Source organism: Acidovorax sp. Leaf73 (assembly GCF_916855635.1).
GTDB classification, from domain to species: domain Bacteria; phylum Pseudomonadota; class Gammaproteobacteria; order Burkholderiales; family Burkholderiaceae_C; genus Acidovorax; species Acidovorax facilis.
In genome coordinates, this window is record NZ_CAKASI010000001.1 from 608,822 (window position 1) to 621,896 (window position 13,075).

The 13,075-nt window shown below is 64.9% G+C and carries 11 protein-coding genes; 4 read left to right on the plus strand and 7 right to left on the minus strand.

The window, feature by feature from the left end; all coding sequences use genetic code 11:
• The 4 genes from mmsA to LPA35_RS02960 form a co-directional block, all read right to left on the minus strand.
• Positions 1-1,518, minus strand: a complete 1,518-nt coding sequence (mmsA, locus tag LPA35_RS02945; protein WP_015013816.1) for a multiple monosaccharide ABC transporter ATP-binding protein — start codon at positions 1,516-1,518, stop codon at positions 1-3.
• Positions 1,519-1,628: 110 nt separating this feature from the next.
• Complete coding sequence (gene chvE / locus LPA35_RS02950; RefSeq protein WP_142145499.1) at positions 1,629-2,699, minus strand: multiple monosaccharide ABC transporter substrate-binding protein; 1,071 nt, start codon at positions 2,697-2,699, stop codon at positions 1,629-1,631.
• A 159-nt stretch (positions 2,700-2,858) separates the two neighbouring features.
• Positions 2,859-3,824, minus strand: coding sequence for an ABC transporter substrate-binding protein (locus tag LPA35_RS02955; protein ID WP_228894950.1), 966 nt, complete (start codon positions 3,822-3,824; stop codon positions 2,859-2,861).
• A 78-nt stretch (positions 3,825-3,902) separates the two neighbouring features.
• Positions 3,903-5,354 (minus strand): aldehyde dehydrogenase family protein, encoded by a 1,452-nt coding sequence (locus LPA35_RS02960; RefSeq protein WP_228894951.1) that lies wholly within the window; start codon positions 5,352-5,354, stop codon positions 3,903-3,905.
• A 132-nt stretch (positions 5,355-5,486) separates the two neighbouring features.
• Here LPA35_RS02960 and LPA35_RS02965 point away from each other — a divergent pair, with 132 nt between their 5' ends.
• Positions 5,487-6,449 (plus strand): LysR substrate-binding domain-containing protein, encoded by a 963-nt coding sequence (locus LPA35_RS02965; RefSeq protein ID WP_228894953.1) that lies wholly within the window; start codon positions 5,487-5,489, stop codon positions 6,447-6,449.
• Between the two features lie 962 nt (positions 6,450-7,411).
• Here LPA35_RS02965 and LPA35_RS02970 read toward each other — a convergent pair.
• The gene (locus LPA35_RS02970) at positions 7,412-8,233 is read right to left on the minus strand and encodes an SDR family NAD(P)-dependent oxidoreductase (protein WP_218299652.1); all 822 of its coding nucleotides are present in this window, start codon (positions 8,231-8,233) and stop codon (positions 7,412-7,414) included.
• Between the two features lie 120 nt (positions 8,234-8,353).
• Between LPA35_RS02970 and LPA35_RS02975 the strand changes: the two genes are divergently transcribed.
• Together LPA35_RS02975 and LPA35_RS02980 are read left to right on the plus strand one after the other, a co-directional pair.
• Entirely contained in the window at positions 8,354-9,304 is a 951-nt protein-coding gene (locus tag LPA35_RS02975) for an SMP-30/gluconolactonase/LRE family protein (protein WP_228894955.1), read from the plus strand.
• Positions 9,305-9,491: 187 nt separating this feature from the next.
• Positions 9,492-10,445, plus strand: a complete 954-nt coding sequence (locus LPA35_RS02980) for an aldose 1-epimerase (protein WP_228894957.1) — start codon at positions 9,492-9,494, stop codon at positions 10,443-10,445.
• A gap of 98 nt (positions 10,446-10,543) precedes the next feature.
• Here LPA35_RS02980 and LPA35_RS02985 read toward each other — a convergent pair whose 3' ends face one another.
• Both LPA35_RS02985 and LPA35_RS02990 read right to left on the minus strand, forming a co-directional pair.
• Entirely contained in the window at positions 10,544-10,978 is a 435-nt protein-coding gene (locus LPA35_RS02985; RefSeq protein WP_228894958.1) for a DUF1801 domain-containing protein, read from the minus strand.
• A 12-nt stretch (positions 10,979-10,990) separates the two neighbouring features.
• The gene (locus LPA35_RS02990) at positions 10,991-11,527 is read right to left on the minus strand and encodes a GrpB family protein (protein ID WP_228894960.1); all 537 of its coding nucleotides are present in this window, start codon (positions 11,525-11,527) and stop codon (positions 10,991-10,993) included.
• Between the two features lie 175 nt (positions 11,528-11,702).
• On the opposite strand from LPA35_RS02990, the gene LPA35_RS02995 reads away from it, so the two are divergent.
• A complete protein-coding gene (locus tag LPA35_RS02995) occupies positions 11,703-13,052 on the plus strand; it encodes a midcut-by-XrtH protein (protein WP_228894962.1) in 1,350 nt (449 codons plus the stop codon).
• Positions 13,053-13,075: the final 23 nt, after the last annotated feature.

Genomic DNA, 13,075 nt, shown 5'->3' on the forward strand with positions numbered 1-13,075 from the left:
TCAACTGGCTTTCACAATCGCTCGCATGATCTTTTCTTGCGAGGCATCTGAAGTTGGCATCTCGGCCACAAAGCGGCCTTCGTTCATCACATAGATGCGGTCCGTGATGCCCAGCAGCTCGGGCATTTCGGAGGAGATCACGATCACGCATTTGCCCTCGGCCGCCAGCTGGGCGATGAGGGTGTAGATCTCGTACTTGGCGCCGACGTCGATGCCGCGCGTGGGCTCGTCGAGGATGAGCACTTCGGGGCTGGTGAACAGCCATTTGCTCAGCACGACTTTTTGCTGGTTGCCGCCCGAGAGGTTCAGCGTCTTCTGGTCCACGCCCGAGCAGCGGATGCGCAGCTTCTCGCGGTAATCCTGTGCCACGCGGTGTTCCTGACCGCTGTCGATCACGCTGGCGAACGACACGCCCGGCAGGTTGGCCAGCGAGGTGTTGAACTGGATGTCTTCGTTCAGCACCAGGCCATTGCCCTTGCGGTCTTCGGTCACATAGGCCAGGCCGTGGCGCACGGCCTTTTCCACTGTGCTCACGTCGATGGGCTGCCCGTGCAGCCGCACTTCGCCGCTGATGCGCTGGCCCCACGAGCGGCCGAAGATGCTCATGGCCAGCTCGGTGCGGCCTGCGCCCATCAGGCCCGCAATGCCCACAATCTCGCCGCGCCGCACGTTCAGGTCGATGCCTTTGAGGTGCTCGCGGTCGCTGCGCTGCGGGTGGTGGGCGCGCCAGTTGCGCACCTCAAAAACAATGTCGCCCACTTGCGGCTGGCGCTGGGGATAGCGGTCGCTCATCTCGCGGCCCACCATGGCCTGGATCACGCGGTCTTCGCTCACCGGGCCCTCGCGGCAGTCCAGCATCTGCACGGTGCTGCCGTCGCGCAGCACGGTGATGGCATCGGCCACGCGCGAGATCTCGTTGAGCTTGTGCGAGATCAGGATGCAGGTGATGCCCTGGGCTTTCAGCTCCAGCAGCAGGTCCAGCAGGGCCTGGCTGTCGTTCTCGTTGAGGCTGGCGGTGGGCTCGTCCAGGATCAGCAGGCGCACTTTGCGCGACAGCGCCTTGGCAATCTCCACCAGCTGCTGTTTGCCCACGCCCAGTTGGCCCACCGGCGTGTCTGGCGACTCGCGCAGGCCCACCTTGTGCAGCAGCGCCTGTGCGCGGCTGTGTGCGGCCATCCAGTCGATGACGCCGTGCCGCGCGGTTTCGTTGCCAAGAAAGATGTTCTCGGCAATCGACAGCAGCGGCACCAGCGCCAGCTCCTGGTGAATGATGATGATGCCCAGGTGCTCGCTGTCGCGGATGCCCGCAAATTCGCGCTCCTGCCCGTCGAACAGGATCTGGCCGCTGTAGCTGCCGTGTGGGTACACACCCGACAGCACCTTCATCAGCGTGGATTTGCCCGCCCCGTTTTCGCCGACGATGGCATGGATCTCCCCGGCCTGCACCTGCAGGTTGACCTGGTTCAGCGCCACCACGCCGGGGAAGGTTTTGCGGATGTTCCGCATTTCAAGAAGCATGGTCTCTCAGTCTGTTGGCGGGGCCTTGGGCCCCATCCCGGTTGCACGCCGCCTGCGCTGCCCCAGCAGCATTCGCAGGCGGCGGCTCTACATGCAGAAGCCGCTCGCGCTCACTTGATTTGGGACTCCTTGTAGTAGCCACTGCCCACCAACACCGTGTTCCAGTTGGATACGTCCACCGACACGGGCTTGAGCAGGTACGAGGGCACCACCTTCACGCCGTTGTTGTAGGTCTTGGTGTCGTTGATCTCGGGCTGCTTGCCCGTCAGCACGGCGTCCACCATGTTGGCGGCGACCTTGGCCAGCTCGCGGGTGTCCTTGAACACGGTGGAAGACTGTTCGCCCTTCAGGATGGACTTGATGGAAGGCACCTCAGCGTCCTGGCCGCTGACCACAGGGCAGGGCTGCTGGGCGGTGCAGTAGCCCACGCCCTTGAGGGAGGACAGGATGCCGATGGAGATGCCGTCATAGGGCGACAGCACGGCATGCACCTTGTCCTTGCCGTAGTAGGCCGACAGCAGGTTGTCCATGCGCGCCTGGGCCACCGAGCCATCCCAGCGCAGCGTGCCCACCTTATTCATGCCGGTCTGCTTGCTGCGCACCACCAGCTTGCCGCTGTCGATGTAGGGCTGCAGCACGCTCATGGCGCCGTCGTAGAAGAAGAAGGCGTTGTTGTCGTCGGGCGAGCCGCCGAACAGTTCAATGTTGAACGGGCCCTTGCCTTGCTTGAGGCCCAGCTTGTCCACGATGGACGTGGCCTGCAGCACGCCCACCTGGAAGTTGTCGAACGTGGCGTAGTAGTCCACGTTCTTCGATCCCTTGATGAGGCGGTCGTACGCAATGACCTTCACGCCCTTGTCGGCCGCACTTTGCAGCACGCGCGACAGCGTGGTGCCGTCAATCGACGCGATCACCAGCACCTTGGCGCCCTTGGTGATCATGTTCTCGATCTGCGCCAACTGGTTGGGGATGTCGTCTTCGGCGTACTGCAGGTCGGTCTTGTAGCCCCGGTCCTTGAGGACCTTGACCATGTTGTCGCCGTCGGCAATCCAGCGCGCCGAGGACTTGGTGGGCATCGAGATGCCGATGGTGCCCTTGTCCTGGGCCGATGCCACGGACGTGGCGCCCATGGCAGCCAAGGCCACGGTGGCCAACACGGCCTTGAAAATTGCACGCTTCATTTGAGTCTGTCTCCTGGTGTTGTTCTAAATTTAGGTAGCTTGGAGGCCGTATGAAACTGGCGCGATCTAGTACCAGTGCCACCGCCCAAGAGCCGCCCCGCCGCGCTGGTGGCGTCCCCCTTGGGGGAAGACGCCGCAGGCGGCTCAGGGGGCAATGGATCAATACTTCCTGTTCGGGAATTCCTTGGCCGCCACTTCCATCGGGAAGATCCCTTCTTCCGTCACGATGCGCTTGGGTACCGCTTTGCCAGCCTTGATGTCTTTGACTGCGGCCATGAGCTGCGGGCCCAGCAGGGGGCTGCATTCCACGCTCACGTTGAGCTTGCCGGCGATCATGGCTTCGAAGGCACCCTTCACCGCGTCGATGGAGATGATCACGATGTCCTTGGCGGGCTTCATGCCGGCCTCTTCGATGGCCTGGATGGCGCCAATCGCCATGTCGTCGTTGTGCGCGTACAGCACATTGATCTTCTTGCCCTCGGCCTTCAGGAAGGCCTCCATCACTTCCTTGCCCTTGGCGCGGGTGAAGTCGCCGGTCTGGCTGCGGATGATCTTGAACTTGGGGTCGGCCTTGATGACTTCTTCAAAGCCCTTCTTGCGGTCGATGGCAGGGGCCGAGCCCACGGTGCCTTGCAGCTCGACGATGTTGACCTCGCCCTTCTGGTCCTTCATCTTCTCCACCAGCCAGCGGCCGGCCTTGCGGCCTTCTTCCACAAAGTCCGAGCCCATGAAGGTCACGTAGAGCGACGTGTCCTTGGTGTTCACTGCGCGGTCGGTCAGCACCACGGGGATCTTGGCGGCCTTGGCCTCGCGCAGCACGGGCTCCCAGCCCGACTCCACCACGGGCGAGAACGCAATCACGTCCACCTTCTGCGCGATGAACGAGCGGATGGCCTTGATCTGGTTCTCCTGCTTCTGCTGCGCGTCCGAGAACTTCAACTCGATGCCGGCCTCCTTGGCGGCGGACTTGATCGACTCAGTATTGGCGGTGCGCCATTCGCTCTCGGCCCCCACCTGGCTGAAGCCCAGCACGAGGGGCTTTTGCGCCCAGGCAGTGCCGGGCAGCAAGGCGGCCACGGGCACGCTGGCCAAGGCGGCAGCAACGGTGCGGCGGTTCATTTTCATCATCTTGTCTCCTGTCTGTAATGGTTGGTTGACGATGGTTGCGGGATGGAAAGAAGGAACGCTCGAAAAGGGCAGGGCTCAAGCCAGCATGTAGCCCGTCTTGACCGTGGTGTAGAACTCAGCGGCGTAGCGCCCCTGCTCACGGGCGCCGTAGCTCGATTCCTTGCGGCCGCCAAAAGGCACATGGAAGTCCACACCCGCCGTGGGCAGGTTCACCATGGTCATGCCCACGGCAGCGTGGCGCTTGAAGTGCATGGCGCGCTTGAGCGACGTGGTGCAGATGCCCGCACACAGGCCAAAGGGCGTGTCGTTGGCCAAGGCCAGTGCGTGCTCGTAGTCGTCAGCCCGCAGCACGCAGGCCACGGGGCCAAAAATTTCCTCGCGCGCCACGCGGTGCTCGGGGCGGGCCAGGAAGAGGGCGGGGCTCATGTAATGGCCTGGGGTGGGGCGCTCCAGGCGCTCGCCACCCCAGACGTGCTCCGCTCCCTCGCTCTTCGCAATGTCGATGTAGCCCAGGTTCTGTGCCAGCTGGTTGTCGTCCACCACCGGGCCCATCTCGGTGCCACGCTCCAGCGCGTGGCCCACCTTCAGGCTGGCCAACCGGTTGCGCAGGCGCGCCACAAAGGCGTCGTGCACCTCGGCCTCGACAATGAGGCGGCTCGATGCGGTGCAGCGTTGACCGGTGGAGAAATACGAGCCCTGCAGCGCGCAGTCCACCGCCTGGTCCAGGTCGGCGTCGGCCAGCACGATGAGCGGGTTCTTGCCGCCCATCTCCAGCTGCACCTTGGCGCGCCGTGCTGAGGCCGCGCGCAGGATGCGGTCGCCCGTGGCCACCGACCCGGTAAAGCTCAGCGCGTTGACCAACGGGTGGTCCACCAGCGTCTGGCCCACCTCGCGGCCGCTGCCCATGACGAGGTTGAAGGCACCGGCGGGCAGGCCGCTGCGGCTGATGATTTCGGCCAGCGCCCAGCCACAGGCGGGCACCAGCTCGGCGGGCTTGAACACCACGGTGTTGCCGTAGGCCAGGGCCGGGGCGATCTTCCAGGCCGGGATGGCGAAGGGGAAGTTCCACGGCGCAATGATGCCCACCACGCCCACGGGCTCGCGGGTTACGTCCACCTGCACGCCCTGGCGTACAGAGGTCAGCAGTTCGCCCTGGATGCGCAGCGCCTCGCCCGCAAAAAACTTGAAGATCTGCCCGCCGCGCGCCACTTCGGCGATGCCTTCGGGCAGGGTCTTGCCTTCTTCGCGGGCCAGCAGTGCGCCCAGCTCGTCCTTGCGTGCCAGCAGCTCGCTGCCAATCATGTCCAGCACGTCGGCGCGGCGTTGGGGGGTGCTCTGGCTCCAGGTGGGCAGGGCGTCGGCCGCCGCGCGCACGGCCAGCTCGGTCTGGTTGCGGTCGGCGCGGGCGTACTCGGCCACCACCTCGCGGGTGTCCGACGGATTGGTGCTGACGCCGGTGGTGGTGCCGATTTCCCACCGGCCGTTGATCAGGTGCCGGGGGCTGAGCTGGAGGTCGCCGAGCTTCATGGAGAGAGGCCTTTGTTGCAGTTGCGGCGAAGTCTATGGAAGGTTTAGATATCAATCCAATCGTTTTTTAGACAAAATACATATCGTTCTTTGCATTCTGGAAAACCCCTCCCTTTTTCCGTCCTCCCATTCATGAGCACCTACAACCACTGGTTCATCCGCGCCCGCCTCAAGACGCGCCAACTGCTGCTGCTGGTGGCCCTGGCCGAAGAGGGCAACATCCACCGCGCCGCCCAGGTGCTCAGCATGACCCAGCCGGCCGCCTCCAAGCTGCTCAAGGATCTGGAGGACGTGCTGGAGGTGTCGCTGTTTGACCGCCTGCCGCGTGGCATGCGACCCACCTGGTACGGCGAAACGATGATCCGCCACGCGCGCATGGCGTTGGCCAACCTGAACCAGGCGCACGACGAGATCGGCGCGCTCAAGCGCGGGCACTACGGCCAGGTGGGCATTGGCGCCATCACCTCACCGGGCCTGAGCCTGTTGCCCGCAGCCGTGGCACAGGTCAAGCAGGAGCACCCCAGCCTGCGCATTTCGCTGGACATCGAAACCAGCCCCGTGCTGCTGGAGCGGCTGGAGCAGGGCAAGCTCGACATCGTGGTGGGCCGCCTCTACGAGGAACACGACAAGGAGAACCTGCGCTACGAGTCGCTGACGGAGGAGCTGGTCTGCGCCATAACGCGCCCGGGCCACCCGCTGTCGAGCATGACCGGGTTGACGCTGCGCGATGTGGTGTCGGCCAGCTGGATCGTGCCGCCTGCTGGCAGCGTGTTGCGCCACCGGTTTGACCTGATGTTCCAGCAGGACGGGCTGGCGCCGCCGCTGCACACGGTGGAGACATCGGCCCTGTTGTTCATCACGCGCATGCTGCAGCAGAGCGACATGATTGCGGTGGTGGCGGAGGATGTGGCGCGCTATTACGCGGCGCATGGGATCGTGACGGTGTTGCCGCTGGCGATGCCGTGCCATATGGATGCGTTCGGAATCATCACGCGTTCGGACCGGCTGTTGTCGCCGGCGGCGAAGGTGATGATGAAGGCGTTGAAGCAGACGAGTCTGGTGCAGTATGGGCGGAGGTTGGAGGTGGGGGATTGATTTTTTTGGGTGAAATTGGCTGCTAGCGCGTGTTGGGTAAGCGCTGGTAGCTATTGTTTTGTAGTTTTTGCCCTCCTGTTCGTTCGGGCTGAGCCTGCCGAAGCCTGGGTGCCATTCCATCCGTTCGGGCTGAGCTTGTCGAAGCTGGGGCGTGCTGGTTGGGAATGCATGCTGGGGTTGAGGGCAGAGGCCGGGTTGTCGCCCCGGCAGGCGACTCACTTTTCTTTGCTTCGCCAAAGAAAAGTAAGCAAAAGAAAGGCGACCCCCAGTCTGCGACCCCTGCGCTGCGCTACGGGGCAACCTGCGGCGGGGCGGTTGCGGGGTGCGCCGTGGAACTCGCTTTGCGCTGGCGCGCGCCGCTCGGACAACCACGGCGAGTCAGTTAACGAGGCATGGGCGCTGCGACGCCCATGCTCACCCCGCAACCGCCCCGCCGCAGGCGCAGCCAGCAGGGGGTTGGACAGCCAAACATCCACACGGGCCATTGCTGCGCTCGGCCCAGGCTGCGCAGCGCGTGGCGCTCGCGCCCGCGAGATGGAGCCGAGCGAAGCGATGGCCCGTGTGGATGTCCGCTCCCCGGGTTCCCTTCTGTATGCGCCTGGGGCGCGCAGGGCGCGGGGTGGCGCGGGTGCCGAAGGACACACGCGCTTCGTGAACTGACTCACCGCAGTTGTTCGAGCGGAGCGCCGCAGGCGCGCAGCGAGTTCTGCGGTGCACCCCGTGACCGAGCACCCCAGGTTGCCCCGTAGCGAAGCGCAGGGGTCGCAGACAGTAGGGTCGCCCTTTCTTTGGTGACTTTCTTGTCGAGCAAGCGAAAGAAAGTTACTCGCACGCCGGGCGACTCCCGGCCTCCGCCCTCAACCCGAGCACACCGCCAGACCAGCGCCCAAACTCAAAAACTACAAAACAATAGCTGCCAGCGCTTGATGGATAAGCGCCAGAGCCCAAAAAACTTCAAAAAATCAAACCCATCCCGCATCCACCTTGAACTCCTGCGCCGTACACATCGCCGCATCGTCCGACGCCAAAAACAACACCATCCGCGCAATGTCATGCGGCCGCAGCTTGTCCGGCAAACACTGGTTGCGCGCCAGCTCCTTCTCGCCCTCGGCGTCCAGCCACAGCTTGATCTGCCGCTCCGTCATCACCCAGCCGGGCGACACCGTGTTGATGCGGATCCGGTCCTGCCCCAGCGTCTTGGCGAGCCCGCGCGTGAGGCCGTTCACCGACGACTTGGCAATGGCATAGCAGGGGTAGCCCGTGCCCTTGCCCTGCCAACCGGTGGAGCCCAGGTTGATGACCGAGCCCGCGCCCAGCCTGCGCATGCCAGGCACCACGGCCTGGATGGCGAAGAAGGCGGGGCGCTCGTTGATGGCCATGCGCTCGTCGTAGTACTCGGGCGTTACGGATTCGAGCGTGTGCCGGTCATCGCTGGCCACGTTGTTCACCAGCACCGCAAAGTCGCTGCCCAGCTCGGCCGCCGCTTCGGCCACGCAGGCCTGCAGGGCGTTCACATCGCGCACATCACACACACGCCACCAGGGGCGGGGCAGGCCTGCGTCGGCAATGTGCTGGGCGAGGGCTTCGCTCGCGTTGCGCGCCACGTCCACAAACGCCACGCGGGCACCTTGCTCGGCAAACGCCGCCACGATGGCCGCGCCAATGCCGCTGCCGCCGCCCGTCACAAACACGGCACGGCCTTGCAGGCTGGGGAACTTCGCCAGGCCCTGGGGGGCGCCGGTGGCATCGGTCGAGGAAGAGGAGGGGGTAAAAACCTTTGACATATAAATATTGCAATCAATCAATTGAAAAAAATTTCATTTCAAGCATCAATTGGCGTTGATAAGATGCCGCTCGTCAAGTGCCTGGCGGCAGGCCGATACAAAAAAAGACCGGAGACACGCATGCGCCCCTTGCTGGATACCCCCTTCTCTCCGCCCGAGGGCGCTGCCTGTTCCGCGCCCATCACCGGCGCCGTGCGCTGCGTGATCGCACTGGGCAACGCGCTGGGCGAAGGCGTGTTGTGGTCGGTGCGCGAGCAGGCCGTGTACTGGGTGGACATCCTTGGTCGCGAGCTGCACCGCTGGGACCCGGCCACCGGCGCCCACCAGCGCTGGGCGTTTGACGAAGAGATCTCCGCCATCGCCGAACGCGCGCATGCCCCCGGCTTCATCGTCACACTGCGCCGGGGTTTTGCGCTGTTCGACCCGGCCACCGACATGGCCCCGCGCTACCTGCACCAGCCCGAACCCGACCGCGCGGGCAACCGCTTCAATGACGGCAAGTGCGATGCACAAGGGCGCTTCTGGGCGGGCTCCATGGACTTTGCGTGCGAGGCGCCCACGGGCGCGCTCTACCGCTATGACCCCGACGGCAGTTGCACCCGCCACGACGACGGCTTTGCCGTGACCAACGGCCCCACCTGGTCTGGCACGGGGCAGGGCGCGGCCATGTTTTTCAACGCCACCATCGAAGGCAACACCTACCGCTACGACAGCAATCTGGCCGCAGGCACCGTGTCCAACAGAACGTTGTGGAAGCATTGGCTACCCGAAGACGGCCTGCCCGATGGCATGACCACCGACGCGCAGGGCCGCCTGTGGATTGCGCACTGGGGCGGCTGGTGCGTGACCTGCCACGACCCGGTCACCGCCGCCGAACTGGGCCGCGTGCGCTTGCCAGTCAGCCAGGTCACCACTTGCGCGTTTGGCGGCGCAGACCTGCGCACACTGTTCATCAGCTCCGCGCGGGTAGGCCTCACGCCCGAGCAACTGGCGGCCGAGCCGCTGGCCGGGGCGCTGTTTGCGGTGGACACCGACAGCCTGGGCCTGCCCGCCCATCCATTTGGCGGCTGAGAGCGGCTCACAAAACCCTCCTGGCGTCGTTGCCGCGTCTTGTCGTACTACGCGTACTGCCTGCGATGCGGCGCCTGGCCAGAACCGCTTCGCTGGGTTTTGTTATCCGCTCCAAGCACCGAACGCAGCCCCGCGCGCTCTGCCAACCCGCAATCCCTGTCAACACCCCAAAGAAAGCACACCGCCCATGACCGAGGCCGCATCCTCCCACCCCATCGTCTGGCTGCACCACGCGGGGCAGCACCTGGGCCTGGTGCCCACACTGGGCGGCAGCGTGGCGGCCTGGCAGATCGACGACCCGCAAGAGGCTGGCGCACGCATCGACCTGTGGCGCCCGTGGGACGGCGCCACGCCCGACCTGTACCAGCTCGCGTCGTTTGCCATGGTGCCCTGGTCCAACCGCATCAGCGGCGGCGGGTTTGAGCACGCTGGCCAGTTCCACCCCATGCGTCCCAACCGCGGGGGCGAGTCGTACCCTATTCACGGCGATGGCTGGCTGCAGCCCTGGCAACTTACCCAGCCCGCACCCGACACGCTGCAGATGCAACTTCGCTCCGAGCGCTTTGACGACAACCCCTACGAGTACGAATGTGTACAGACCTTCCGCCTGGTGGACGGCGGCCTGGACCAGTCGGTGCAAGTGCGGCACCTGGGCGCGCAGCCGCTGCCCTACGGCCTCGGCCTGCACCCCTGGTTTCCGCGCACGCCCGGCACGCGCATCACGGCGCCGGTGCAGGGCTTGTGGCTTTGCGGCGACGACCCCTTGCCCACAGAGCACACGCAGCACTTCCCGCCCGGCTGGGACTTGAACACCGGCGCTCCCGCCAATGGCGGCCTGATCGACAACGCCTACACCGGCTGGGGCGGCACGGCCCAGATCGACTGGCCCGAGCGGGGCCTGCGCTTGACCGCCCAGATGCCGGACTTTGCGCAAGACGGCGGTACCGACCAGCACTACTGCCTGATCTACCGACCGCCACAGGGCCCAGCATTCTGCTTTGAGCCCATCACACAAACCATCGACGCCTTCCATCAGCCCGGGCAGCCCGGCCTGCGCACGCTGGCGCAGGGGGAGTCGATGGCGCTGCGTGTGCAGTGGCGCTACAGCAGCTGCGTGACTGAGGTGGATGTGGGGCAGTAGATTTTGATTGAAATTGGCCCTAGCGCTTAATGGTTATCGGTTGTTTGCTATCGAAATAATAGTTTTCAGACACGACTGACTCCGCGGGCTGTCTGCACCTAACTGGCCGTGCGTGCACCCCGTGCCGATTTCGCCTTGGCCTTCGCACCCCCGGCATTCAGGGCCACCGCTGCGCGGATCAGCGCCTTGAAGGCCTCCGCGTCCACGGTGTCCCCTTCGTGGATGTCTATGGCACGCCGGGCGTTGCCGTCCAGACTGGCGTTGAAGAGCTTCGCCGGGTCTGGTAGCGATGCTCCCTTCAGAAAGGTCAGTTTTACCGCTGACTTGTACGACTCGCCCGTGCACAGAATCCCGCCCAGCGACCACACGGGCGTGCCGTTCCACTTCCATTCCTCCAACACCTTGGGCGCCGCCTCATGGATCAGCTGCCGCATGCGGCCCAGTGCTTGCCCGCGCCAATCGTTCAGGTCGGCGATGCGCTGGTCGATCAGCACCGATGCGGGCGGGCCTTCGGGGGTTTTTGCAGTGCTCATGAGGTCTCCTGGTCAGTCAAGGTTGCAAGCCCCGCTCGCAACCGGTGCAGATTCCGCGCAGCGGCCGGGTAGCACCTGAGGGGTCAGAACGGTGGTGATGAAGCGTGATTTTTCCTCACGGTAGCGCTCCATGCCAAAGGGCGCAAAACGCTGCTTGAGCAGGTTGTACTGCTCCACCAGGCGCGGGTCTGCACGCAAGGCATCGCGAAAGTGCAGAAAGAACTCAAACTCCGATCCCTTGGCCACTACCTGCAATGCCACGTCCGTGTCTGTGCGTGGCGACAGCAGCATGCACAGCTCTGGCGTGCGCAAGGTGTCCTTTTTGGCCACGTAGCCTGCGCCCTGCAGCACCTGAACGGCCCGCCCGTGCTCTTGCGCAGTCACCAGCACGCAAATGTCCAGATCGCCTTTGGACACCGCTCCAGGAATGGCGGAGGCACCAATGTGCTCCAACTGGGCAAGGGGTAGGAGCCGGGCGATCTCTTGCACTACGGACAGATATACGGCACCAGCGGCTGCCTGGTACTCGGAGGGTTCCAACAACTTCATGGGGTCATGATGATGCCAGTCTGGCGGGGCAGCGGCCCCTGCAAAAGCCTGGTTCAGGACGGCTCGGGCTGCTGCTTTCGATCCCCCCCATGCGCCCCCGTCCGCCCTGCTGAGGTTGTGATAATTTGCAACTATCCGACCGCCACCCCAACCACCCCGCAGGGACGATCAACCGATGAAGAACACCCAACCTGGAAGCGCTGGTCCGTTTGCACCGCTGGCCATGCTGATGCTGCTGTCCACGCTGCCCTTTGCCGCGTCGGCCCAAACGATCTCCAGCGGCGTCCCTGCCGTGGCCAACGTGCCGGTGGACAGCCCCTTGGCGCTGGGCGCCTTGCTGGTGGCTGTTGCGCTGGCCGGGTGGTGGTCGCTGCGCCGCAGTCACGGCGTGCGGCGTGTGGCTTCGCTGCTGCTGGTGTCCGCAGTGGTGGGCCTGGCGGGGCAGGGGTCAGGTTTGATGGCGCAGGTTGTCAGTGCCTTCACCCAACCTGCGGGCGAGACACTGCCCATTGCCGTCAGCCCCATCACAGCCGGTGGCTTCACAGGCTTTCAGCCTGCGGACTTCAGCAACAACTCCGGCGCTGCGCTGCGAATTGCCGCCATCGACCCGCCCGACCTGGCCCAGTGTTTTGCCACCAACCCGGCCAACACCTTGCTGCCCCCCGGGCCTCCCACGCCATCGCCCCATCCCGCCTGCGGCGTAGGGGCCATGCTGGCCAATGGTGCCACCTGCCGGGTGGATGTCGAGGCCATCTGCCGCAGCCTCTACGTCTCGGGCGCCACGCTGACCGCCATCAGCCCCACCTCTGGCACTGCTTCGGGTGGGGTCGGCGTCACGCTGACCGGCACCGGGCTCACCGGCGCCACCAGTGTCACGTTTGACGGTGTGCCCGCTACCTCGGTCAACGTGGTCAACGCCACCACCATCACGGCGGTCACGCCAGCGCATGCAGCGGGTGCCGTCAATGTGGCGGTTTTCACCCCGGCCGGGGCCGCTCAGTTGGCAAATGGCTATACCTACCTGATCACCGCTGTGGGGCAAACCAGTGGCGGCGGCGTGATTGCTGCGCTGGGCGGCGGGCTGAACAACCTGATTGCTGCCACCGCAGACAACAGCACCGGGATCGGGTGGGGTGGCTTTGGCACGGCCGTGGGGCCGGGTGCGCAAAGCGACACCGACGGTGCCAGCAACACCGCCGCCGTCGGTGCGACCCTGGGTGCGGGTGTTTATGCCGCGCAACTGTGCAGCACCTACCAGGTCGATTCGCAAGGCAATACTCCCTGCCAGGCGGGCAACACCTGCTACAACGACTGGTTCCTGCCCGCCCGCAACCAGCTCGCGGCGCTGTATACCAACAGGGTGGCGGTAGGCGGCTTCGCCAACGCCCTCTATTGGAGCTCCACCGAGGGCTCGGCTTCGCCCCTGACCGACGCATGGATCAATGATTTTTCCATCGGCAATCCGGTGACCATCCCCAAGACCCAAAACCTGCAGACGCGGTGCGTGCGTGCCTTCACGCCTTGAAGGCCGGGGCGCATGCCGTAAAA